Here is a 24,379-nt window from a genome sequence, read left to right on the forward strand (position 1 = left end):
AAGCCGGGAAGTATAGCGGGCGGGGCGGGTGCAAGCCACAAGCTGCGAGTTGGAAGCTTGGCGGAAGGCTTGTGGGCGCAACCGAACAATGTGGGAGCGAGCTTGCTCGCGATAGCGGTAGATCGGCAACATTGATGTTGACTGACACACCGCTATCGCGAGCAAGCTCGCTCCCACAAGGTGTTCGGTGATCAGTAAATCCGGGATTACTCGTACTGGCTCAACAACCGCTCCATCCGCGCGTCCAATCGGCGTTTGATCTCGGTCTCGATGTGCGGGGCGAAGTCGTCGATCACGTCTTGCATGATCAACTGTGCGGCGGCGCGCAATTCCCGGTCCAGATGCAACAAGGCGTCGGGGCCCTTGGGTTCGGGCTTGGCAGCTGGCTGGGGTTCGGGCTGGCCGTTGATCGGGTCGAACAGCAGTGGGATCTGTTCGTCATGCACCGGCTCGCGCTCCACCGTGTCGGTCAGCAGCGGCGGTTGCAGGTTGTCGTCGCCCAGCAATTGGCGGATCGACTCAAGGTCATCCAGCAGTTGCGCGGGTTTTTGCGGCGGTTTTGGAGTGTCCATCGTAGGCTCAGAGTCGCTGTAAACGGTGGTCTTGCAGAGGATAGCCCTGTTCGCGGTAGAAACGGAAACTCTCCCGCGCGGCTTGCCGGATGGCCGGATCCTCCACCACCACTTCCGCCACTCGGGCGAAGCGCTGGGCGAAGGCCGGCACTTTCAGGTCAAGGTTGACCAGCAAGTCCTGATGTTGCCCGCAGTCATTGCCCAGGCCTAGCACGATCGCGCCCTCGGGCTCGCTTTCTGCCGGGCCATGGGGCACGAAGCTTTCGCCCTTGAAAGCCCATAGCCGTGCGTCGAGGTCCTCGCGCTGTGCGGCATCGCTGCAATGCAGGTAGATGCGATGGCCCATTCGCCAGGCCTTTTCGGTGAGCTTGCAGGCGAAATCCAGCCGCGCCGAGGGATCGGCGCTGGGCAGGATATAGAAGTCGACTTTGGTCATTGCAGTTCCTGGATCGCCGATGCGGCGCCCGAAGGCGACGTACCGGCGGTCATCAGTTTCAGGCCTTGGCGCGGTCCAGCAGGTATTGGGTCAATAGGGGAACCGGACGGCCGGTGGCGCCCTTGTCCTTGCCGCCGCTGGTCCAGGCCGTGCCGGCGATGTCCAGGTGCGCCCAGTTCAGGTTCTTGGTGAAGCGCGACAGGAAGCACGCCGCCGTGATGGTCCCGGCTTTCGGGCCGCCGATGTTGGCGATGTCGGCGAACGGGCTGTCCAGTTGCTCCTGGTACTCGTCGAACAATGGCAACTGCCAGGCGCGGTCGTCGGCTTGCTGGCCGGCGCTCAGCAATTGGCCGATCAGCTCGTCATTGTTGCCCAGCAGGCCTGAAGTATGGGCGCCCAGGGCGACGACGCAGGCACCGGTCAGCGTGGCGATATCGATCACTGCTTGCGGCTTGAAGCGCTCGGAGTAGGTCAGGGCGTCGCACAGGACCAAGCGGCCCTCGGCGTCAGTGTTGAGGATCTCGACGGTCTGGCCGCTCATGGTGGTGACAATGTCGCCAGGACGCGAAGCCGTGCCGCTGGGCATGTTCTCGGCGCAAGCCAGGATGCAGACCAGGTTGATCGGCAATTGCAGCTCGAGCACGGCGCGCAGGGTGCCGAATACGCTGGCGGCGCCGCCCATGTCATATTTCATTTCATCCATGCCGGCGCCGGGCTTGAGGCTGATGCCGCCGGTGTCGAAGGTGATGCCCTTGCCGACCAGCGCGTACGGCTTCTCGGATTTCTTGCCGCCGTTGTATTGCATGACGATCAGGCGTGGCGGCTGGGCGCTGCCCTGGCCGACGGCATAGAACGAGCCCATGCCCAGGTCCTTGATCTTCTTCTCGTCGAAGACTTCGACCTTGAGGCCTTTGAACTCCTTGCCCAACGCCTTGGCCTGTTCGCCCATGAAAGTCGGGTGGCAAATGTTCGGCGGCAGGTTGCCCAGGTCGCGGGTGAAGGCCATGCCGTTGGCAATCGCGGTGGCATGGGTCACGGCGCGCTGGACTTCGGCCTGGGCGGCCTTGATGGTCAGCAGGGTGATTTTCTTCAGGGCACGAGGTTCGGCTTTCTGGCTCTTGAACCGGTCGAACTGGTACTCGCCGTCCACCAGGGTCTCGGCCAGCAGGCGATTCTTGCCGTAGCTGTCGCGGCCCTTGACCACCAACTCGTCCAGCGCCAGTGCTGCGTCGCCGCCACCGAGGTTCTTCAGGCTGCCCAGCACGCCGGCAATGATCTTGCGGAACGGACGGTCGCCCAGTTCGGCGTCCTTGCCCACGCCGACCAGCAGCACGCGCTCGGCCTTGAGGTTGGGCAGGCTGTGCAGCAACAGGCTCTGGCCGACCTTGCCGGCCAGGTCGCCGCGCTTGAGCACGGCGCTGATGGCGCCACCGCTCAAGGCGTCAAGCTGGGTGGCGACGACGCCGAGCTTGCGGTTTTCACCAACGGCAACCACTAGCGTGGCGGTCTTCAACGTTTCTGGGCTGACGCTTTTTACAACCAGTTCCATGTCCGGATCCCTGAGTGAATGGTCAAGAGGCCAGGCGCCGAGACGTGGCGCGCTGAACAGCTGTCTTCTATATGGAAGCGCCGGGCTTGCCGGCGACAAAGGCCGCAGTTTGAACCTCGGCGCCCGAGCCTGACAACCCTCGCAGTCGTTAACTTTTTGGCCATGAAGCGTCTGGTTAAAGCGTGCGCAGTGACAGGCGCGTCCAATCACAGGATAATGCGGCTCTTTTTTCGGCGGCTCGCTGCGTGAGCTGGCTCGATACGTTTCCTTGTTTGGCCGCCATAGCCTGACAATCGTGGAGTGTCTGGTTTGATCGTCTTCCGTTATCTGTCCCGCGAAGTCCTGCTGACCCTGAGCGCGGTCAGCGCCGTGCTGCTGGTCATCATCATGAGCGGGCGCTTCATCAAGTACCTCGCGCAGGCGGCCTCCGGCGCCCTGGACCCGGGCTCGCTTTTCCTGATCATGGGGTTCCGCCTGCCGGGCTTCCTGCAACTGATCCTTCCGCTGGGGTTGTTCCTCGGCATCCTGCTGGCTTACGGTCGCCTGTACCTGGACAGCGAAATGACCGTGCTGTCCGCCACGGGCATGAGCCAGCAGCGGCTGTTCCGCATCACCTTGTTCCCGGCAGCGCTGGTGGCGCTGGTGGTGGCCTGGCTGAGCCTGAGCCTGGCGCCCCAAGGTGCCAACCAGTTCCAACTGCTGATCAACCAGCAAGACGCCATGACCGAATTCGACACTCTGGTGCCGGGGCGCTTCCAGGCCCTGCGCGACGGGACACGTGTCACCTACACCGAACAGCTCTCGGATGACCGGATCAACCTGGGGGGCGTCTTCATCACCCAGAAAAACCTGTCTTCAGACGCCAAGAAAGACCGCGGGATCTCCGTGCTGGTGGCCGAGAAGGGTCGTCAGGAAATCAACCCGGACGGTAACCGCTACCTGATTCTCGAAAATGGCTACCGCTACGACGGCAAGCCGGGCCAGGCCGATTACCGCGCCATCCAGTACGACACCTACGGCGTGCTGTTGCCCAAGCCCGAGGCCAGCGAAGAAGTCACCGACCGTGACGCGATGCCAACTTCAAGCCTGCTGGGCAGCAATGACATCCGCGCCCGTACCGAGCTGCAGTGGCGTTTGTCGCTGCCGCTGCTGGTGTTCATCGTGACGCTCATGGCGGTTCCGCTGTCGCGGGTCAATCCGCGCCAGGGCCGTTTCCTCAAGCTATTGCCAGCGATCCTTTTGTACATGGCTTACCTGACCATCCTGATTTCCGCCCGCAGCGCCCTGGAAAAAGGCAAGATCCCGCCGGTGCTGGGCCTGTGGTGGGTACATTCGATATTCCTCGCCATTGGTCTCGGGTTGCTCTATTGGGAACCCATGCGCCTGAAGCTCGCCAGTCGTCGCAGCGCGCTGGAGGTGGCCCGTGGTTAAACTCGACCGCTACATCGGCAGCAGCGTATTCATGGCGATCCTTGCCGTATTGGGGATCATTCTTGGCTTGGCGACCTTGTTCGCGTTCATCGATGAAATGAGCGACGTCAGCGACACCTACACCCTGGCGGACGTCCTCAGCTACGTGTTGCTGACCGCACCGCGGCGCTTGTACGACATGCTGCCAATGGCCGCATTGATCGGCTGCCTGATTGGCTTGGGCAGCCTGGCGAGCAACAGCGAGCTGACCATCATGCGCGCTGCTGGCGTGTCCATCGGTCGGATTGTCTGGGCGGTGATGAAGCCGATGCTGGTGCTGATGCTGGTCGGTGTGCTGATCGGCGAATACGTTGCCCCGGCCACCGAGAATACCGCCCAGGCCAACCGCTCCCTGGCCCAGGGTGGCGGCGATGCGCAAAGCGCCAAGCACGGCCTTTGGCACCGCCAGGGTGATGAATTCATCCACATCAACTCGGTCCAGCCGAACGGCACCTTGTATGGCGTGACTCGCTATCGTTTCGACGATCAGCGGCACATGTTGTCCTCGAGTTTCGCCAAGCGTGCCAAATTCGCCGAGGATCATTGGCAACTGAGCGACGTCACCACCACTCTGTTTCATGACAAGCGCACCGAAGTGGTCGCCGCTCCAACGGAGCGCTGGGACGTGGCGTTGAGCCCGCAACTGCTCAGCACCGTCGTGATGGCGCCAGAATCGCTGTCGATCACCGGCCTGTGGGGCTACATCCACTACCTGGCGGACCAGGGCCTGAACAACGGGCGCTACTGGCTGGCTTTTTGGGTCAAGGTATTGCAACCGCTGGTGACCGCTGCCCTGGTGCTGATGGCCATTTCCTTCATCTTCGGTCCGCTGCGTTCGGTGACCCTCGGTCAGCGGGTGTTCACCGGCGTGCTGGTGGGCTTTACCTTCCGTATCGCCCAGGACTTGTTGGGGCCGTCGAGCCTGGTGTTCGGTTTCTCGCCGCTGTTTGCGGTGTTGGTGCCGGCCGGTGTCTGCGCGTTGGCCGGCGTCTGGCTGCTGCGTCGGGCGGGTTGATTCAACGCCAATGTGGCGAGCAGGCTTCTGTGGCGAGGGAGCTTGCTGTGGCGAGGGGATTTATCCCCGCTGGGTTGCGAAGCAGCCCCACGATCCGTTAGCCATCGCGATGCATCAGGCAGGACGAAGGGGGCCGCTTCGCAGCCCAGCGGGAGCAAGCTCCCTCGCCACAAAAGCTCATCGACAGGCGAACGTGACGCTTGCTCAATGGATCAGGTACAATTCCCGGCTATTTTTCGGCGGGCCTTGCCTGCAGCCTTTTTGAGTGTTGATCCGTGAGTGATTTGAGTCATATCCGCAATTTCTCCATCATCGCCCACATTGACCATGGCAAGTCGACGCTGGCTGATCGCTTCATCCAGATGTGCGGCGGCCTGGCCGAGCGTGAAATGGAAGCCCAGGTCCTGGACTCCATGGACCTCGAGCGTGAACGCGGGATCACCATCAAGGCCCACAGCGTTACCCTCTATTACAAGGCCAAAGACGGCATTACCTACCAGCTCAACTTCATCGATACCCCGGGCCACGTCGACTTCACCTACGAAGTCAGCCGGTCACTGGCGGCCTGTGAAGGCGCGTTGCTGGTAGTCGATGCCGGCCAGGGCGTCGAGGCCCAGTCCGTCGCCAACTGCTACACGGCCATCGAGCAAGGCCTGGAAGTCATGCCCGTGCTGAACAAGATCGACCTGCCACAGGCCGATCCGGAGCGCGTGAAGGAAGAAATCGAGAAGATCATCGGCATCGACGCCACCGACGCGGTCACCTGCAGCGCCAAGACCGGCCTGGGCGTCGACGAAGTGCTCGAGCGCCTGGTAACGACCATTCCCGCACCGACCGGCAATATCGAAGATCCGCTGCAAGCGTTGATCATCGACTCCTGGTTCGACAATTACCTGGGCGTGGTTTCCCTGGTTCGCGTGCGCCATGGCCGCGTGAAGAAGGGCGACAAGATCCTGGTCAAGTCCACCGGCAAGATCCACCTGGTGGACAGCGTCGGCGTCTTCAACCCGAAACACACCGCCACCGTCGACCTGAAGGCCGGTGAAGTGGGCTTCATCATCGCCGGTATCAAGGACATCCACGGTGCGCCGGTCGGCGATACCCTGACCTTGAGCACCACCCCCGACGTCGAAGTGCTGCCCGGCTTCAAGCGTATCCAGCCACAGGTCTACGCCGGCCTGTTCCCGGTCAGCTCCGACGATTTCGAGGACTTCCGCGAAGCCCTGCAGAAGCTGACCCTGAACGACTCGTCCCTGCAGTACACCCCGGAAAGCTCCGACGCCCTGGGCTTCGGTTTCCGTTGCGGGTTCCTGGGCATGCTGCACATGGAAATCATCCAGGAGCGCCTGGAGCGCGAGTACGACCTGGACCTGATCACCACGGCGCCAACGGTGATCTTCGAGCTGCTGCTCAAGAACGGCGAGACGATCTACGTCGACAACCCGTCCAAGTTGCCGGACCTGTCGGCCATCGAGGACATGCGCGAGCCGATCGTGCGCGCCAACATCCTTGTGCCTCAGGAACACCTGGGCAACGTCATTACCCTGTGCATCGAAAAACGCGGCGTGCAGCACGACATGCTGTTCCTCGGCACGCAGGTCCAGGTGACCTACGACTTGCCGATGAACGAAGTGGTGTTGGACTTCTTCGATCGGCTGAAATCCACCAGTCGCGGCTATGCTTCGCTGGACTATCATTTCGATCGCTACCAATCGGCTAATCTGGTGAAGCTGGATGTGCTGATCAACGGCGAGAAAGTCGATGCCCTGGCATTGATCGTGCACCGTGACAACGCGCACTACAAAGGTCGCGCGTTGACCGAGAAGATGAAGGAACTGATTCCGCGGCAGATGTTCGACGTGGCAATCCAGGCCGCCATTGGTGGTCAGATTGTGGCGCGTACAACCGTCAAGGCGCTCAGAAAGAACGTATTGGCCAAATGCTACGGCGGCGACGTCAGCCGTAAGCGCAAGCTGTTGGAAAAGCAGAAGGCCGGTAAAAAACGCATGAAGCAGGTCGGTAACGTGGAAATTCCACAGGAAGCCTTCCTTGCGGTGCTCAGGTTGGATAGTTAGGTCCTATGTCGCTAAATTTCCCGCTGTTGCTGGTTATCGCCGTGTTTGTCTGCGGCCTGTTGGGGTTGCTCGATCTATTGTTCCTGGCGCCCCGGCGCCGGGCGGCCATCGCCTCTTATCAGGGCAGCGTCAGCCAGCCTGATGGCGTGGTCATTGAAAAGCTCAACAAGGAACCGCTGCTGGTCGAATACGGCAAGTCGTTCTTTCCCGTGCTGTTCATCGTGCTGGTGCTGCGCTCATTCCTGGTGGAGCCGTTCCAGATCCCGTCCGGCTCGATGAAGCCGACCCTGGATGTGGGCGACTTCATCCTGGTGAACAAGTTTTCCTACGGGATCCGGCTGCCGGTGATCGACAAGAAGGTCATCGAGATCGGCGACCCGCAACGCGGCGATGTGATGGTGTTCCGCTACCCAAGCGATCCGAACGTCAACTACATCAAGCGCGTGGTCGGCCTGCCGGGCGACAAGATCCGCTACACCGCCGACAAGCGCCTGTTCGTCAATGGCGAGCTGGTGGCCGAGCAATTGATCGGCTCCGAGCCGGGCACGCTGGGCAGCGCCGAGCTCTACAAGGAAAAACTCGGCGAAGCCGAACACCTGATCCGCAAGGAAATGAGCCGCTACCGCGCCACCCCGGACCATTCGTGGACCGTGCCGGCGGAGCACTACTTCATGATGGGTGACAACCGCGACAACTCCAACGACAGCCGCTACTGGGATGATCCGAACATTCCCAAGGATCTGCTGGGCATGGTCCCCGACCGCAACATCGTCGGCAAGGCCTTCGCGGTCTGGATGAGCTGGCCGGAACCCAAACTCAGCCACCTGCCGAATTTCTCGCGGGTTGGCCTGATCAAGTAATCACACACGGCGCTGTTGAACACAGCGCCGAATGCTTTTCTGGAGCCTGCACAAGGGTCGCCCGAAGGCATGAAGCCAACGATAGTCAGGACGTCATTTTTGAACACAGCGTTAATTGTCCCAAGCCAACGGTGCCTCGTCGCCGTGGCGGTGGAATCCAGCCACGAACTCAGCGTGGGTAAACCGTGAGCGTTTCTCTAAGCCGCCTCGAGCGTCAGCTCGGCTACACTTTCAAGGATCAGGAGCTGATGCTCCTGGCACTCACTCACCGCAGTTTTGCCGGGCGCAACAACGAACGCCTGGAATTTCTCGGCGATGCCATCCTCAATTTCGTGGCGGGCGAGGCGCTTTTCGAACGCTTCCCTCTGGCCCGCGAAGGCCAGTTGTCGCGTCTGCGCGCTCGATTGGTAAAAGGTGAGACCCTGGCCGTACTGGCCCGCGGTTTTGACCTGGGCGACTATTTGCGCCTGGGGTCGGGTGAACTGAAAAGCGGCGGCTTCCGTCGCGAGTCGATCCTCGCCGATGCCCTGGAGGCGTTGATTGGCGCGATCTATCTGGACTCAGGCATGGAAATGGCGCGCGAGCGCGTACTGGCCTGGCTGACGTCCGAGATCGACAGCCTGACGCTGGTGGACACCAACAAGGATCCCAAGACCCGCTTGCAGGAATTCCTGCAGTCGCGCAGTTGCGAACTGCCACGCTATGAAGTGGTGGATATCCAGGGTGAACCGCATTGCCGAACCTTCTTCGTCGAATGCGAAGTGGTCCTATTGAATGAAAAAAGCCGAGGCCAGGGCGTGAGTCGTCGTATTGCCGAACAGGTCGCGGCCGCTGCAGCACTGATCGCCTTGGGCGTGGAGAATGGCAATGACTGATACAACCGTCACCCGCTGCGGCTATGTCGCCATTGTCGGTCGGCCGAACGTGGGCAAGTCCACGCTGTTGAACCACATCCTCGGCCAGAAACTGGCAATTACCTCGCGCAAGCCACAGACCACCCGCCACAACATGCTGGGCATCAAGACCGAAGGCGACGTGCAGGCGATCTACGTCGACACGCCGGGGATGCACAAGGGCGGCGAGAAGGCCCTGAACCGCTACATGAACAAGACTGCTTCGGCGGCGCTGAAAGACGTCGACGTGGTGATCTTCGTGGTTGATCGTACCAAGTGGACCGAAGAAGACCAGATGGTGCTTGAGCGCGTCCAGTACGTGACCGGTCCGCTGATCGTGGCGTTGAACAAGACCGATCGCATCGAAGACAAGGCAGAACTGATGCCGCACCTGAGCTGGTTGCAGGAGCAGTTGCCGAACGCCCAGATCATCCCGATCTCCGCCCAGCATGGCCATAACCTCGACGCGCTGGAGCGGGTGATTGCCGAGCACCTGCCGGAAAACGATCATTTCTTCCCGGAAGACCAGATCACCGACCGCAGCAGCCGCTTCCTCGCCGCCGAACTGGTGCGCGAGAAAATCATGCGCCAGATGGGCGCCGAGCTGCCGTACCAGATCACGGTCGAGATCGAAGAGTTCAAGCAGCAGGGCAAGACGCTGCACATCCATGCTTTGATCCTCGTCGAACGTGACGGCCAGAAGAAAATCATCATTGGCGACAAGGGCGAGCGCATCAAGCGCATCGGCACCGAGGCGCGCAAGGACATGGAACTGCTGTTCGACTCCAAGATCATGCTCAACCTCTGGGTCAAGGTGAAGGGCGGCTGGTCCGATGATGAGCGTGCGTTGCGTTCGTTGGGTTACGGCGACCTCTAACCTGATTGGCTGGGGGCGGGCTCTTGTGGCGAGGGAGCTTGCTCCCGCTGGGATCTGTAGGAGCTGGCGAAGCCTGCGATCTTTTGATCTTGATCTTTCACTTGAGATTCAAGTGTCTGGGGAAAGATCGCAGCCTCGTTGCACTTGACAGCTCCTACGGCCGAGCGGGAGCAAGCTCCCTCGCCACGGGACTTCTCCAACCATTGATGTCTTGTTGATATTCAGGCCCCGATGTCCCCCAACCAACCCACCGCCCAACCCGCCTACGTCCTACACTCCCGCGCCTACCGCGAAAGCAGCGCCCTGGTGGATTTCCTCACGCCCCAAGGGCGGCTGCGGGCGGTGTTGCGGGGGGCGCGGGGCAAGGCCGGGACGCTGGCGCGGCCGTTCGTGCCGCTGGAGGTCGAGTTTCGTGGGCGAGGCGAGCTGAAGAACGTCGGGCGCATGGAAAGCAATGGCGTCGCGGCCTGGCTCAACGGCGAGGCGTTGTTCAGCGGCTTGTATCTCAATGAGCTGTTGATCCGCCTGCTGCCAGCCGAAGATCCCCACCCGGCCGTTTTCGACCACTACACCGCCACGCTGCTGGCCCTGGCCGAAGGCCGGCCGCTGGAGCCATTGCTGCGCTCCTTTGAATGGCGGCTGCTGGACGACCTGGGCTACGGTTTTTCCCTCGACACCGACCTGCACGGCCAGCCCATCGCGGCGGACGGCTTGTATCGCTTGCAGGTGGACGCGGGCCTGGAGCAGGTCTATCAGTTGCAACCCGGGTTGTTCAATGGCGTTGAGCTACTGGCGATGGCCGAAGCCGACTGGACCGCGCCCGGTGCATTGGCGGCGGCCAAGCGTTTGATGCGCCAGGCGCTGGCGGTTCACTTGGGTGGCCGGCCGCTGGTCAGTCGCGAGCTGTTTCGCAAGCCCTGATCTCCCCGTATGCTGTGGGCCGAATCTCTGTCCATTCAGGAGCGCTTTTCGTGAGCACCAGCAATCGCATTCTTCTCGGCGTGAACATCGACCATGTCGCCACCCTCCGCCAGGCCCGTGGTACGCGCTACCCGGATCCGGTCAAGGCCGCGCTGGACGCCGAAGAGGCGGGCGCCGACGGCATCACCGTGCACCTGCGTGAAGACCGTCGTCATATCCAGGAGCGCGACGTGTTGCTGCTCAAGGATGTGCTGCAGACCCGCATGAATTTCGAAATGGGCGTGACCGAGGAAATGATGGCGTTCGCCGAGCGCATTCGCCCGGCCCACATTTGCCTGGTACCGGAAACTCGCCAGGAATTGACCACCGAGGGCGGCCTGGACGTGGCGGGGCAGGAGGCGCGGATCAAGGCGGCGGTGGAGCGGCTGTCAAAGATTGGCGCCGAAGTATCGCTGTTCATCGACGCCGACGAGCGGCAGATCGAAGCCTCCAAGCGAGTCGGCGCCCCTGCCATTGAGTTGCACACCGGGCGTTACGCCGATGCCGAGACGCCGACCGATGTGGCCGATGAGCTGCAACGGGTCGCCGACGGCGTCACTTTTGGCTTGGCCCAAGGGCTGATCGTCAACGCCGGCCATGGCCTGCATTATCACAACGTCGAAGCCGTCGCGGCGATCAAGGGCATCAACGAACTGAACATCGGCCATGCGCTGGTGGCCCATGCTTTGTTCGTCGGGTTCAAGTCGGCGGTGGCGGAGATGAAGACGCTGATCCTGGCGGCTGCCAGATCCTGATCCTCACAACTGTGGGAGCGAGCTTGCTCGCGATGAGGGCCTCATATTCAACATGGATGTTGACTGACAGACCGCTATCGCGAGCAAGCTCGCTCCCACAGGGGGATCTTGGGTGGATATAAATTTTGTGAGTAGTCCAAGCAAAACTGTGGGGAAGGGCAGCTGTCAGAGCTGCGGGGATTCCTGGTTCGGCTTGCTCTTGTCCACGCCCGGCACATGCAGGTTGCCCTCGGCCACCTGGTTGCCTTCGAGCTGCGGCTGCGTCACCCAGGTCAGGATGTCGTAGTAGCGACGGATGTTCGCCACGAAATGCACCGGCTCGCCACCCCGGGCGTAGCCGTAGCGGGTCTTGCTGTACCACTGTTTCTGGGAGAGGCGCGGCAGGATCTTCTTCACGTCCAGCCATTTGTTCGGATTCAACCCCTCCTTGGCGGCGAGCTTGCGCGCGTCGTCGAGGTGGCCGCTGCCCACGTTGTAGGCGGCGAGGGCGAACCAGGTGCGGTCCGGTTCCTCGATGCTCTCGTCCAACTGATCTTTCATGTAGGCCAGGTATTTGGCGCCGCCCATGATGCTCTGCTTCGGATCCAGGCGGTTGGACACGCCCATGGCCTGGGCGGTGTTCTGGGTCAGCATCATCAGGCCACGCACGCCAGTCTTGGACGTGACCGCCGGTTGCCAGAGTGATTCCTGGTAACCGATGGCGGCCAGCAAGCGCCAATCGACCTTTTCTTTCTTGGCGTAGGCCTTGAAGTGCTGCTCATACTTGGGCAGCCGTTGCTGCAGATGTTGGGCAAAAGTTGTCGCACCCATGTAGCCAAGGACATCGACGTGGCCGTAATAGCGGTCCTTGAGGCGTTGCAACGTGCCGTTCTTCTGCACCTTGTCCAGGTACGCATTGATTTCGTTGAGCAAGCTGTTGTCTTCGCCGGGGCCGACCGCCCAACTCTGGCTGCGCGCGTCGCCCAGGTCGAACGCCACGCGCACGTTGGGGAAGTACACCTGATTCATCGCCACTTCGTTGGAATCGACGAGTGTCAGGTCGATCTGGCCCTCATCGACCATGCGCAGGAGGTCAACGACTTCAACCGCGTCGGACTCTTCGTATTCGATGCCTGGATATTGCTGTTTCAACTGCGCCAACTGCTCGGCGTGGGTGCTGCCCTTGAGCACCATGATCTTCTTGCCGGCCAGGCCTGCCGCGTCAGTGGGGCGTGACTGGCCGTTGCGGTAGATGATCTGGGGGGTGACTTCCAGATAAGGATGGGAGAACCGCACCTGCTGCTTGCGCGGCTCGCTGCTGACCAGGCCCGCGGCGGCCAATACCGGGCCGTTCGGCTTGCCGATCTGGCTGAACAGGTCATCCAGGTTGTCGGCGGTCTCGATTTTCAGTTCGACCCCCAAATCCTCGGCGAAGCGCTTCACCAGCTCGTATTCGAAGCCGGTCTCACCATTGCGGTCCTGGAAGTAGGTGGCGGGGCTGTTTCGGGTAATGACCCGCAGCACGCCATCCTCCTTTACGCGCTCCAGTGTGTTGGGTTTCTCAACACAACCACTGAGCACCAGGAAGAGTCCGGTTGCGATCAGCCATCTGGCGTACCGCGGACGCAAAGCCGTTGGGGAAAACATCTGCGCAGTATACGCAAACGGCCTCGACCGCCATATATCGACAGCAAAAGGCCAGTCTGCTAGAGATTGCAAAACGTGTCCGCGAGCCAGGCGGGCCGGCGCTCGGCGGGGTTCCTTCCGATAAAAAATAACTCGGGGGCGCGCACCCGATGACCGCGCCAGGGAGCGGCCGGCGGCACGACCGACGTTCGGCTGGCATCACACGTACCGTTTCGGGTGCCGTTGCCAGCGGTTTAGGCTAGAATGCACGGCCTCAAAGCACACCCCTTCCCGAGGCTGTCCCGAAGATGTTGATCCTGCGCGGCGCTCCTGCCCTTTCTGCCTTTCGCCACAGCAAACTTCTTGAGCAACTGAGCCAGAAAGTCCCGGCTGTCAGCGGCTTGTATGCTGAATTCGCTCACTTCGCCGAAGTCACCGGCGGTTTGACCGGCGACGAACAGCAGGTGCTCGCGCGCCTTCTGAAGTACGGTCCAAGTGTTCCGGTCCAGGAGCCAACCGGCCGCCTGTTCCTGGTATTGCCGCGTTTCGGCACCATTTCGCCGTGGTCGAGCAAGGCCAGCGACATCGCCCGCAACTGCGGCCTGGCGAAAATCCAGCGCCTGGAGCGCGGCATCGCCTTTTATGTCGCCGGTGAGTTCAGCGAGGCCGATGCCCAACTGATCGCCGATGGCCTGCATGACCGCATGACCCAGGTCGTCCTGGGCAACCTGGAACAGGCCGCCGGCCTGTTCAGCCATGCCGAGCCCAAGCCGCTGACCGCCATCGACGTGTTGGGCGGTGGCCGCGCCGCGTTGGAAAAAGCCAACGCCGAGCTGGGCCTGGCCCTGGCCGAAGACGAGATCGACTACCTGGTCAACGCCTTCCAGGGCTTGAAGCGCAACCCCCACGACATCGAACTGATGATGTTCGCCCAGGCCAACTCCGAGCACTGCCGCCACAAGATCTTCAACGCCAGTTGGGACATTGACGGCCAGAGCCAGGAAAAAAGCCTGTTCGGCATGATCAAGAACACCTACCAGATGCACAACGAAGGTGTGCTCTCGGCTTACAAGGACAACGCCGCGGTGATCGTCGGCAACGTCGCTGGTCGCTTCTACCCGAACCCCGAGACCCGCCAGTACGGTGCGGTCCAGGAGCCGGTGCACATCCTGATGAAGGTCGAGACCCATAACCACCCGACCGCCATCGCGCCGTTCCCGGGCGCGTCCACCGGCTCCGGTGGCGAGATCCGCGACGAAGGCGCGACCGGTCGCGGCGCCAAGCCCAAGGCTGGCCTGACCGGCTTCACGGTGTCGAACCTGCAGATCCCGGGCTTCGAACAGCCGTGGGAAAAGCCGTACGGCAAGCCTGAGCGCATCGTCAACGCCCTCGACATCATGATCGAAGGCCCACTGGGCGGCGCGGCGTTCAACAACGAATTCGGTCGCCCGGCCCTGACTGGCTACTTCCGTACCTTCGAACAATCCATCACCACTCCACGTGGCGAAGAGGTTCGCGGCTACCACAAGCCGATCATGCTCGCCGGCGGCATGGGTAACATCCGCGCCGAACACGTGCAGAAAGGCGAGATCGTGGTCGGCTCCAAGCTGATCGTCCTCGGCGGCCCGGCCATGTTGATCGGCCTGGGTGGCGGCGCGGCTTCGTCCATGGCCACCGGCACCAGCTCGGCAGACCTGGACTTCGCTTCGGTCCAGCGGGAAAACCCGGAAATGGAACGCCGTTGCCAGGAGGTCATCGACCGTTGCTGGCAATTGGGTGAGAACAACCCGATCAGCTTCATCCACGACGTCGGCGCGGGCGGCCTGTCCAACGCCTTCCCGGAACTGGTCAACGACGGTGGCCGCGGTGGCCGCTTCGAATTGCGCAACATTCCGAACGACGAGCCGGGCATGGCCCCGCACGAAATCTGGAGCAACGAATCCCAGGAACGTTACGTCCTGGCGGTCGGCCCGGCTGACTTCGAACGCTTCCAGGCCATTTGCGAGCGCGAGCGTTGTCCGTTCGCCGTGGTCGGTGAAGCCACCGCCGAGCCGCAACTGACCGTGACCGACAGCCATTTCGGCAACAGCCCGGTGGACATGCCGCTGGAAGTGCTGCTGGGCAAGGCCCCGCGCATGCACCGTTCGGCCGTCCGCGAAGCCGAGCTGGGTGACGATTTCGATCCGTCCACCCTCGACATCGCCGACTCCATCGAGCGCGTGCTGCATCACCCGGCCGTGGCGAGCAAGAGCTTCCTGATCACCATCGGCGACCGCACCATCACCGGCCTTGTAGCCCGCGATCAAATGGTCGGCCCGTGGCAAGTACCGGTGGCCGACGTGGCCGTGACCGCCACCAGCTTCGACGTCTACACCGGCGAAGCCATGGCGATGGGCGAGCGCACGCCGCTGGCGCTGCTGGACGCCCCGGCCTCGGGCCGCATGGCGATTGGCGAAACCCTGACCAACATCGCGGCCTCGCGCATCGGCAAGATTTCCGACATCAAGCTGTCGGCCAACTGGATGTCCGCCGCCGGTCACCCGGGTGAAGACGCCCGCTTGTACGACACCGTCAAGGCTGTCGGCATGGAGCTGTGCCCTGAGCTGGGCATCACCATTCCAGTGGGCAAGGACTCCATGTCCATGGCCACGCGCTGGAATGACGAAGGCGTGGACAAGAGCGTGACCTCGCCACTGTCGTTGATCGTGACCGGTTTCGCCCCGGTCACCGACATCCGCCAGACCCTGACCCCGCAACTGCGCATGGACAAGGGCACCACCGACCTGATCCTGATCGACCTGGGCCGTGGCCAGAACCGCATGGGCGCCTCGATCCTGGCCCAGGTGCATGGCAAGCTCGGCTCGCAAGCGCCGGATGTCGATGACGCCGAAGACCTGAAGGCGTTCTTCGCCGTGATCCAGGGCCTCAACGCCGACGGTCACCTGCTGGCCTACCACGACCGTTCCGATGGCGGCTTGCTGACCACCGTGATGGAAATGGCCTTCGCCGGTCACTGCGGCCTGAACCTGACCCTGGACAGCGTCGCCGAATCCGCCGCTGAGATCCCGGCCATCCTGTTCAACGAAGAGTTGGGTGCGGTGATCCAGGTTCGCCAGGACGCCACCCCGGATATCCTCGCCCAGTTCAGCGCCGCCGGCCTGGCCGAGTGCGTCTCGGTGATCGGCCAGCCGATCAACAACGCCCACATCAACATCACCTTCAACGGCGACACCGTCTTCGAAGGCCAGCGCCGCCTGTTGCAGCGCCAGTGGGCCGAGACCAGCTACCAGATCCAGCGCCTGCGCGACAACGCCGACTGCGCCGAGCAGGAATTCGACGCGATCCTTGAGGAAGACAACCCGGGCCTGAGCGCCAAGCTCAGCTACGACGTCAACGACAACGTGGCCGCGCCCTACATCAAGAAAGGCATTCGCCCACAAGTGGCGGTCCTGCGCGAGCAGGGCGTCAACGGTCAGGTGGAAATGGCGGCGGCGTTCGACCGTGCTGGTTTCAACGCGATCGACGTGCACATGAGCGACATCCTCGCCGGTCGTGTCGACCTGAACGACTTCAAGGGCATGGTCGCTTGCGGCGGCTTCTCCTACGGCGACGTGCTGGGTGCCGGTGAAGGCTGGGCCAAGTCGGCGCTGTTCAACAGCCGCGCCCGCGACGCGTTCCAAGGCTTCTTCGAGCGCACCGACAGCTTCACCCTCGGCGTGTGCAACGGCTGCCAGATGATGTCCAACCTGCACGAGCTGATCCCGGGCAGCGAGTTCTGGCCGCACTTCGTGCGTAACCGTTCCGAGCAGTTCGAAGCCCGCGTCGCGATGGTCCAGGTGCAGGAGTCGAACTCGATCTTCCTGCAGGGCATGGCCGGTTCGCGCATGCCGATCGCCATCGCCCACGGCGAAGGCCATGCGGAGTTCCAGAGCGAAGAAGCGTTGCTCGAAGCCGACCTGTCCGGTTGTGTGTCGCTGCGTTTCGTCGACAACCACGGCAAGGTCACCGAAACCTACCCGGCCAACCCGAACGGCTCGCCGCGCGGAATCACCGGCCTGACCAGCCGCGACGGCCGCGTCACGATCATGATGCCGCACCCTGAGCGGGTATTCCGCGCAGTGCAGAACTCGTGGCGTTCTGACGATTGGAACGAGGACGCGCCGTGGATGCGCATGTTCCGCAACGCCCGCGTCTGGGTGAACTAAGACGGTGTACAAGCTCTGCTTCTTCGTCCCGGCCAGCCATGTGGACGAGGTCAAAAGCGCCGTATTCGCCGCCGGTGGCGGACGAATCGGCGACTATGACCACTGCGCCTGGCAAGTGCTAGGCCTGGGCCAGTTTCGCCCGTTGGACGGCAGCCAGCCGTTCATCGGCGAAGCGGGGCAGGTCGAGCAGGTCGAGGAATGGAAGGTGGAGCTGGTAGTGGCTGATCAGTTGATTCGTCCCGTGGTGGAGGCGCTGAAACAGAGCCATCCCTACGAGACACCGGCGTATGAAGTGTGGCGGCTGGAGGATTTCTGATCTTCCTGCTGCTGCAATAAAAAACCCGCTGATTGATTCAGCGGGTTTTTTATTGCATGTGGTTCCTGTGTACACAAACCCATGTGGCGAGGGAGCTTGCTCCCGCTCGGTTGCGCAGCAACCGCCCAGAAGCTTGGGGCCGCTGCGCGACCCAGCGGGAGCAAGCTCCCTCGCCACAAGAGTTGTGGAGTGTCAGATATGAGGTTTTGTTTGTGCCGGCCCCATCGTCGGATCGCCGCCCGGAGCAAGCTCGCTCCCACAGGATATGGTGTGATTCACAAGTATCTGCAAAACCACAAACCACTGTGGGAGCGAGCTTGCTCGCGATGAGGCCAGATCAGTCGGCGAAGGCCTAGACTTTGACATCCGCCTTACGATTCACAACCACTGCCTCTAACGCCCGCCACAACCCCGGCGCTTTCTCTCCCAGCAACAAGTGCCACACACCATCCTCCAACGAGCTGATCCCCTGGCAACCCAGCGCCTTGAGCTGGTTTTCCGACAACCTCTTGCCGTCAGCCAACTGCACGCGCAAACGGCTCGTCGCCACGCAATCGAGCTGCAAGACATTCCCGTCACCGCCCAGGGCCGCGAGCCATTGTTGCGCTTCGGTCTCGGAAACGACCGTCGGGGGGACAGGCTCAGCTACGGTGGCCACGGGCGCGCTGATTGGCCGTTCGGAAGAGGGCAACGCCAAGCGAATTTCATCCGCAATGCTATCGGCCATCGGCCCCACCACCACCTGCAGGCTGCCGCCATTACCCGGCCTGACCACGGCCATCGCGCCGAGGGCTTTGAGTTGGGCATCGGAGGCCTTGTTGCGATCCACCATGTCCAGGCGCAAGCGCGTCGTGCAGGCGCCGACGGTGATCAGGTTGTCGGCGCCGCCCAAGGCTTGGATATAGGCCGCGGCCCGTTGGTTTTCGGCGATGACCGGCTTGTCGCCCGCCGGCACGTCTTCGCGCCCCGGCGTCTTCAGGTCGAAGCGGCGGATGCAGAAGTCGAACACCAGGTAATAAATCCCTGCGTAGACCAGGCCCACCGGAACGACCAACCAGCCGTTGGTGGATTTGCCCCAGCCCAGCACCATGTCGATGAAACCGCCGGAGAAGGTAAAGCCCAAGTGGATGTTCAACAGGTTGGTCACCGCCATCGACAACCCGGTGAGCAGCGCGTGGACCAGGTACAGCAGCGGCGCGAGGAACATGAAGGCGAATTCGATCGGCTCGGTGACACCAGTGAGGAATGAAGTCAGCGCCATCGACAAAAGTATCCCACCCATGACCTTGCGCCGCTGGGGCAGGGCATTGCGATACATCGCCAGGCAGGCGGCGGGCAGGCCGAAGAGCATCACCGGGAACATGCCGGTCATGAATTGGCCGCCCTTGGGGTCGCCGGCGAAATAACGGGTCAGGTCGCCGGTGACCACTGCACCGGTGGCGGGGTCTGTGAAGCTGCCGAAGATGAACCAGGCCATGTTGTTGAGGATGTGATGCAGGCCGGTGACGATCAGCAATCGATTGAATACACCGAAGACGAATGCACCGAAGCTGCCGCTGGCCATCAGCAGCTCGCCGAAGCTGTTGATCCCGTGCTGGATCGACGGCCAGATCAGGCCGAACACCAGGCCCAGGCCGACGGCGCTGAAACCGGTGACAATCGGCACGAAGCGCCGTCCGCCGAAGAACGCGAGGTATTCTGGCAGCCTGATGTCCTTGAAACGGTTGTACAGCGCGCCGGCCAACAGACCGCTGATGATGCCGGCAAGCATGCCCATGTTGATCGTCGCGTCGAGCACCTTCAGCGTCGCGATCATGACCAGGTAGCCGATGGCCCCGGCCAGTCCGGCGGTGCCGTTGTTGTCCCGGGCGAAACCCACGGCGATACCGATGGCGAAGATCATCGGCAGATTGGCGAAAATCGCTTCGCCGGCGTCGTGGATGATCGCGATATTCAACAGGTCTGTGTCCCCCAGGCGCAGGAGCAGGCCCGCAATCGGCAGGATCGCGATCGGCAACATCAGCGCCCGGCCGAGGCGTTGCAATCCTTCGATGAAATGCTGGTACATGGCGTCTCTCCTTTTATTGTTATCCGACGGGGCTCAGCCCAGGGGCCAATGGTGATGACAGGCCTGGCGCACGGCGGCGGCGCTGGGCAGGTTCAGCAAATCGGTACTGACGCGACGGCACTGCTCGGCATCGAGGTGGCGCACACGGTCCTTGATCTCGCCGATCTGCGGCGGGCTGACAGACAGTTCCCGTACACCCAGCCCGATCAGCACCGGCGTCGCCAGCGGATCGGAGGCCAGGGCGCCGCACACCCCGACCCAGCGCCCATGCCTGGCCGCGCCGGCGCAGGTCTGGGCGATCAGCCGCAACAGCGCCGGGTGCAAGGCATCGACCCGGGCGGCGAGGCCAGCGTGGTCGCGGTCCATGGCGAGGGTGTACTGGGACAGGTCATTGGTGCCGATGGAGAGGAAGTCCGCGTGCTCGGCCAGTTGCTCGGCAAGCAATGCGGCGGCTGGCACTTCGATCATCACCCCAAGCTGCGGGCGCTCCTCCAGGCCTAGTTCGCTGCCCAAGGCATCGAGGCGTTGGCGGATGTGCAGCAACTCGCTGACCTCGGTGACCATCGGCAACAGAATCCGACAGCGGTGAAGTGGGCGGGCCTGCAGCAGGCCCCGCAATTGCTGGTCCAGCAATTGCGGCCGCACCTGGGCCAGGCGAATGCCGCGCAGGCCGAGCACCGGGTTGGCTTCGGCCGGCAGCGGCAGGTAGTCCAATTGCTTGTCGCCGCCAACATCGATGGTGCGGATGATCACCGGCCTGTCGCCCATGGCATCGAGCACCGCTTGATAGGCCTGGCGTTGCTCCTCTTCGTCGGGGGCGGTGTGGCGGTCGACGAAGAGGAATTCGGTGCGCAGCAAACCGACGCCATCGGCACCGTTGGCGAAGGCCTCGCCCGCTTCGGCGCTGGAGGCGACGTTGGCGGCGACTTCAATTTCTGCCCCATCAACCGTTCGCGCAGGCGTATGGGCGAGGGTCTGTTGCTGGGCGCGCAAGGCGACGCGTTGGCTGTGTACTTGCTGCACTTGTATCAATCGCTCGGCGCTTGGCGTGAGTTCGAGGCGGCCACCATCGGCGTCCAGCACGACCGATTGACCCGGCACCTGCGTGAGCAGCGCATCGCCCAACGCCACCAGGCAGGGCAGGCCTTTGCCGCGAGCCAGGATCGCCACATGGGACGTCGCGCCGCCCTCGGCCATGCAGATGCCGGCCACGCCTTGCGCGCTGAGTTGCAACAGCTCCGATGGGGTCAGTTCCCGCTTCACGACAATCGCGCCCGCCGGTACGTCGAACTTCCAGGCTTCGCCCAGTAAAACTCGCAGGACCCGCTGGCGCAGGTCGTGCAAATCATTGGCGCGCTCGGCCAGCAGTGCACTGCCCAATTGCCGCAGCACTTGGCACTGCATGTCGATGGACTGGCTCCAGGCATGGGGCGCGGCGTGGCCCTGATCAATGGCGAGGTCGGCGGCGTCCAGCAGGACCGGGTCTTCCAGCAACGCCAGGTGGGCGCTGAAAATGGCCTGCTCATCGACGTGGCGCCGGGCCTTGGCGTGTTCCAGCGTCTGTTGGATATCGCGGCTGACGTGCGCCAAGGCATCGCGCAATCGTTGACGTTGTTCTTCGACGTCATGTCCACCGACATCCTCGGGCAATTGAATGCCCTCCAGTCGGACCAACGGCCCGCTGACCAGTCCGGGCGCGGCACAGACACCGTGCAGCACGCCGTCTTCAACGGCACGGTTCGGTGCCTTGGCCTGTGGCGCCTGGGCATGGGCTTCCTCGGCCAGGGCCGTGGACAAGGTGGCCAACAGCGCTCGCAACGCCGCTTCGGCATCGCTGCCGCGACAACTGACATGCACTTCGGCCTGTTCGCTGATCGCCAGGCCCATCATGCCCATGACACTGTCGCAGGACGCCGACCGACCGCCAAAGTGCAACTGTGAACGACTCTTGAATCCTTGTGCGGTCTGGCGGACCAAGGCTGCCGGGCGGGCATGCAAGCCGCCGCGATGGGCGATGCGGATCTGGCCGAACACCTCGATGCCGATGTCCGGTTCATCGTCGCGTGTTTGCCCCTGCGCTTTGCTGACAATGTGCAGCAACGGCTCACCGACCTTGACGCCTTTAAGGGTGATGGGACGTGCCTGGAAGTGTTCGCCATTGGTGATGACGAACAGGCTGACCAGGCTTTTGCAGCGCTGGGCCACTTTGTCCACGTCATAGCGCAGCAGCGCCTGCCCGTTGCTGACCCGCGCGCCTTCCTTGACCAGCATGGAGAAACCGTCGCCCTGCAACTCGACAGTGTCCAGGCCCAGGTGCAGCAATAGCTCGGCGCCGTTGTCGGCCCGCAGCGTCACGGCGTGGCCGGTGCGGGCGACGTGGATCACCTCGCCGTCGCAGGGCGCGTAAAGCGTGTCGTTCAGTGGATCGATAGCGATCCCATCGCCCATGGCGCCGCTGGCGAATACCGCGTCGGGAACGTTGTTGAGGGTGAGCACCGGACCGCTGAGCGGGGCGCTGAGGGTCAGCTCTTTATTGTTGTTGGGCATGGGCTCGCTCTCTCTGGAATCATTGGCCTTGCATGAAAAGAACGCTGTCGGTTCAGTGGGTCCGGGTGACCTTGCTCAAGTGCCGTGGTTGATCCGGGTCCAGGCCCCGGGCCACGGCCAGTCGGGCGGCCATGCCATAAAAGCTCTGGATCGCCAGGATCGGGTCCAGGGCCGGATGCCCGGCGCGGCTTAGCGTCAAGTCGCGCTCGGCGATGTCATCGGGGGCGGCCAGCAACACCCGGGCGCCGCGCTGGCGCATGTCAGCAGCGAGGCTCAACACGCCGGCCTGCTCGGCACCGCGCGGGGCGAACACCAGCAGCGGGTAGTTTTCATCGATCAGCGCCATCGGCCCGTGGCGGACTTCGGCGCTGCTGAAGGCTTCGGCCTGGATCGCCGAGGTTTCCTTGAACTTGAGTGCCGCTTCCTGGGCGATGGCAAAACCTGCGCCACGGCCAATCACCATCAGTCGCTGGCAGTCACGCAGCGCTTCGACGGCGGCGCTCCAATCCTGGAGCGCGGCGTCGCGCAGGCCTTCGGGCAGCGCAGTGCCGGCTTCGAGCAGTTCCGTGTCGTCCTTCCAATGAGCCACCAACCGCGCGCTGGCGCTGAGGGTGGCGATGAAACTCTTGGTCGCGGCGACACTGCTTTCGAGGCCCGCACACAACGGCACGCTGAATTCACAGGCCGCTTCCAGCGGAGAATCCTCGGCGTTGACCATCGCCACGCTCAATGCGCCACGCTTGCGCAACAGGCGCAGGCTGTTGACCAGATCCGGGCTCTGCCCCGACTGCGAGAACGCGAACGCCACCTGGCCGCTGACCTTCAGCGGCGCCTGCTGCAGGGTCACCACCGACATCGGCAGCGACGCCACCGGCAAGCCCAATTGCTGCATGGTCAGGTAAGCGAAATAACTGGCGGCGTGGTCGGAACTGCCCCGGGCGACGGTCATCGCCACTTGCGGCGGTTGACGACGCAAGCGGCCGGCGATTTCTTCCAGCGTCGGATCCAGCCGCTGCAATTGACGCTGAACCGCATCGGACGAGGCGAGCGCCTCTTCAAGCATTTTGGAAGTCAATGGCTTCTCCTTCGACCATCACGTCGGTCAGGTTCAGGGCGCGGTCAAGGCGCACGCAGTCGGCCCAGGCGCCGGGGTGCAGGCGTCCGCGTTCGGGCAGGCCGAGGTAGTCGGCGGGAAATTGCGACAAGCGTCGGGAGGCGTCGTCGAGGGGCAGGCCAATCTTCACCAGGTTGCGCAGGGCCTGGTCCATGGTCAGGGTGCTGCCGGCCAGCGTGCCGTCGGCCAGGCGTACGCCGCCCAGGCATTTGGTGACGGTGTGGCTGCCCAACTTGTATTCGCCGTCGGGCATGCCGGCGGCGGCGGTGGAGTCGGTGACGCAATACAGGCACGGGATCGAACGCAACGCCACGCGCATGGCGCCAGGGTGCACGTGCAGCAGGTCCGGGATCAGCTCGGCATATTGCGCATGGGCCAGCGCCGCGCCGACGATGCCCGGCTCGCGGTGATGCAACGGGCTCATGGCGTTGTACAAATGGGTAAAACTGCTGGCCCCGGCGGCGAGCGCGGCGACACCTTCTTCGTAACTGCCGAGGGTATGGCCGATCTGCATGCGCACGCCGCGAGCGCTGAGGGCGCGGATCAAGGCATCGTGGCCGGCGATTTCCGGTGCGATGGTAATCACCCGGATCGGCGCCAGGGCCAGGTACGTTTCCACCTCGGCCATTAGCGCGGTGTGGGCGAAATTCGGTTGGGCGCCGAGTTTGCCGGGATTGATGTAAGGGCCTTCCAAGTGCACGCCCAAGACCCGGGCGCTGCCATTGGGCCGCTGTTCGCAGAACTCACCGAGGGCCTTGAGTACGCTGGCGATTTCTTCGTTCGGCGCCGTCATGGTGGTGGCCAACAACGACGTGGTGCCAAAGCGCACGTGGGTGCGGGCAATGGTTTCGAACGCCGGCGCGCCTTCCATGATGTCCTTGCCGCCACCGCCGTGCACATGCAGGTCGATGAAACCGGGCAGCAGGTAGGGCAGGTCATTGCTCGCCGGATCGCAGGTCTGGCCTTCGATAGCCACGACCTTGCCGTGTTCGTGGACCAGGCGGCCGCGTATCCAGCCGTTGGCGGTGAGTATGTTGTCTTCGGACATAGGATTCTCTGATC

18 protein-coding genes are annotated in these 24,379 nt (G+C 62.9%); 10 read left to right on the top strand and 8 right to left on the bottom strand.

All coding sequences use genetic code 11. The features are described from left to right. Nucleotides 1-206: 206 nt before the first annotated feature. The 3 genes from FHK92_RS01715 to FHK92_RS01725 are packed head-to-tail and all read right to left on the bottom strand — an operon-like array spanning nt 207 to nt 2,557. Complete coding sequence (locus FHK92_RS01715) at nt 207-572, bottom strand: DNA polymerase III subunit chi (RefSeq protein ID WP_181286527.1); 366 nt, start codon at nt 570-572, stop codon at nt 207-209. 7 nt (nt 573-579) lie between these two features. Next, complete coding sequence (locus tag FHK92_RS01720) at nt 580-1,008, bottom strand: DNA polymerase III subunit chi (RefSeq protein WP_181286528.1); 429 nt, start codon at nt 1,006-1,008, stop codon at nt 580-582. A gap of 58 nt (nt 1,009-1,066) precedes the next feature. After that, nucleotides 1,067-2,557, bottom strand: coding sequence for a leucyl aminopeptidase (locus FHK92_RS01725; protein ID WP_181286529.1), 1,491 nt, complete (start codon nt 2,555-2,557; stop codon nt 1,067-1,069). Between the two features lie 309 nt (nt 2,558-2,866). On the opposite strand from FHK92_RS01725, the gene lptF reads away from it, so the two are divergent. The 8 genes from lptF (at nt 2,867) to pdxJ (ending at nt 11,462) form a co-directional block, all read left to right on the top strand. Beyond that, nucleotides 2,867-3,988 carry an LPS export ABC transporter permease LptF gene (lptF, locus tag FHK92_RS01730; RefSeq protein ID WP_181286530.1) on the top strand — a complete coding sequence of 374 codons (1,122 nt, stop codon included), beginning with the start codon at nt 2,867-2,869 and terminating at the stop codon, nt 3,986-3,988. Next, complete coding sequence (gene lptG / locus FHK92_RS01735) at nt 3,981-5,042, top strand: LPS export ABC transporter permease LptG (RefSeq protein ID WP_181286531.1); 1,062 nt, start codon at nt 3,981-3,983, stop codon at nt 5,040-5,042. Before lptF ends, lptG begins: the two co-directional genes overlap by 8 nt. 275 nt (nt 5,043-5,317) lie before the next feature. Continuing rightward, entirely contained in the window at nt 5,318-7,117 is a 1,800-nt protein-coding gene (gene lepA / locus FHK92_RS01740; RefSeq protein ID WP_030139614.1) for a translation elongation factor 4, read from the top strand. A 5-nt stretch (nt 7,118-7,122) separates the two neighbouring features. After that, entirely contained in the window at nt 7,123-7,977 is an 855-nt protein-coding gene (gene lepB, locus FHK92_RS01745; RefSeq protein WP_030139613.1) for a signal peptidase I, read from the top strand. 185 nt (nt 7,978-8,162) lie between these two features. Beyond that, entirely contained in the window at nt 8,163-8,852 is a 690-nt protein-coding gene (rnc, locus tag FHK92_RS01750) for a ribonuclease III (protein WP_030139612.1), read from the top strand. After that, nucleotides 8,845-9,747, top strand: coding sequence for a GTPase Era (gene era / locus FHK92_RS01755; protein WP_030139611.1), 903 nt, complete (start codon nt 8,845-8,847; stop codon nt 9,745-9,747). Before rnc ends, era begins: the two co-directional genes overlap by 8 nt. Before the next feature lie 231 nt (nt 9,748-9,978). Then, nucleotides 9,979-10,668 (top strand): DNA repair protein RecO, encoded by a 690-nt coding sequence (gene recO / locus FHK92_RS01760; protein ID WP_181286532.1) that lies wholly within the window; start codon nt 9,979-9,981, stop codon nt 10,666-10,668. 50 nt (nt 10,669-10,718) lie between these two features. After that, nucleotides 10,719-11,462 (top strand): pyridoxine 5'-phosphate synthase, encoded by a 744-nt coding sequence (gene pdxJ / locus FHK92_RS01765; RefSeq protein ID WP_181286533.1) that lies wholly within the window; start codon nt 10,719-10,721, stop codon nt 11,460-11,462. Nucleotides 11,463-11,627: 165 nt separating this feature from the next. Here pdxJ and mltF read toward each other — a convergent pair whose 3' ends face one another. After that, nucleotides 11,628-13,088 (bottom strand): membrane-bound lytic murein transglycosylase MltF, encoded by a 1,461-nt coding sequence (gene mltF, locus FHK92_RS01770; protein WP_181286534.1) that lies wholly within the window; start codon nt 13,086-13,088, stop codon nt 11,628-11,630. Between the two features lie 287 nt (nt 13,089-13,375). On the opposite strand from mltF, the gene purL reads away from it, so the two are divergent. Beyond that, nucleotides 13,376-17,272, top strand: a complete 3,897-nt coding sequence (gene purL / locus FHK92_RS01775) for a phosphoribosylformylglycinamidine synthase (RefSeq protein ID WP_181286535.1) — start codon at nt 13,376-13,378, stop codon at nt 17,270-17,272. A 4-nt stretch (nt 17,273-17,276) separates the two neighbouring features. Continuing rightward, nucleotides 17,277-17,588, top strand: coding sequence for a Nif3-like dinuclear metal center hexameric protein (locus tag FHK92_RS01780; RefSeq protein ID WP_181286536.1), 312 nt, complete (start codon nt 17,277-17,279; stop codon nt 17,586-17,588). A 352-nt stretch (nt 17,589-17,940) separates the two neighbouring features. Here the strand turns inward: FHK92_RS01780 and nagE are convergent, their stop codons facing one another. The 4 genes from nagE to nagA are packed head-to-tail and all read right to left on the bottom strand — an operon-like array spanning nt 17,941 to nt 24,365. Further along, nucleotides 17,941-19,656, bottom strand: a complete 1,716-nt coding sequence (gene nagE / locus FHK92_RS01785; RefSeq protein WP_181286537.1) for an N-acetylglucosamine-specific PTS transporter subunit IIBC — start codon at nt 19,654-19,656, stop codon at nt 17,941-17,943. 33 nt (nt 19,657-19,689) lie between these two features. After that, a complete protein-coding gene (gene ptsP, locus FHK92_RS01790) occupies nt 19,690-22,203 on the bottom strand; it encodes a phosphoenolpyruvate--protein phosphotransferase (protein WP_181286538.1) in 2,514 nt (837 codons plus the stop codon). Nucleotides 22,204-22,255: 52 nt separating this feature from the next. Continuing rightward, a complete protein-coding gene (locus FHK92_RS01795) occupies nt 22,256-23,278 on the bottom strand; it encodes an SIS domain-containing protein (RefSeq protein WP_181286539.1) in 1,023 nt (340 codons plus the stop codon). After that, on the bottom strand, nt 23,259-24,365 hold the full coding sequence (gene nagA / locus FHK92_RS01800) for an N-acetylglucosamine-6-phosphate deacetylase (RefSeq protein ID WP_181286540.1): 1,107 nt from the start codon (nt 24,363-24,365) through the stop codon (nt 23,259-23,261). Before nagA ends, FHK92_RS01795 begins: the two co-directional genes overlap by 20 nt. Nucleotides 24,366-24,379: the final 14 nt, after the last annotated feature.

Origin of the sequence: Pseudomonas brassicacearum subsp. neoaurantiaca, from assembly GCF_013608025.1 — a bacterium.
Taxonomy (GTDB): Bacteria; Pseudomonadota; Gammaproteobacteria; order Pseudomonadales; family Pseudomonadaceae; genus Aquipseudomonas.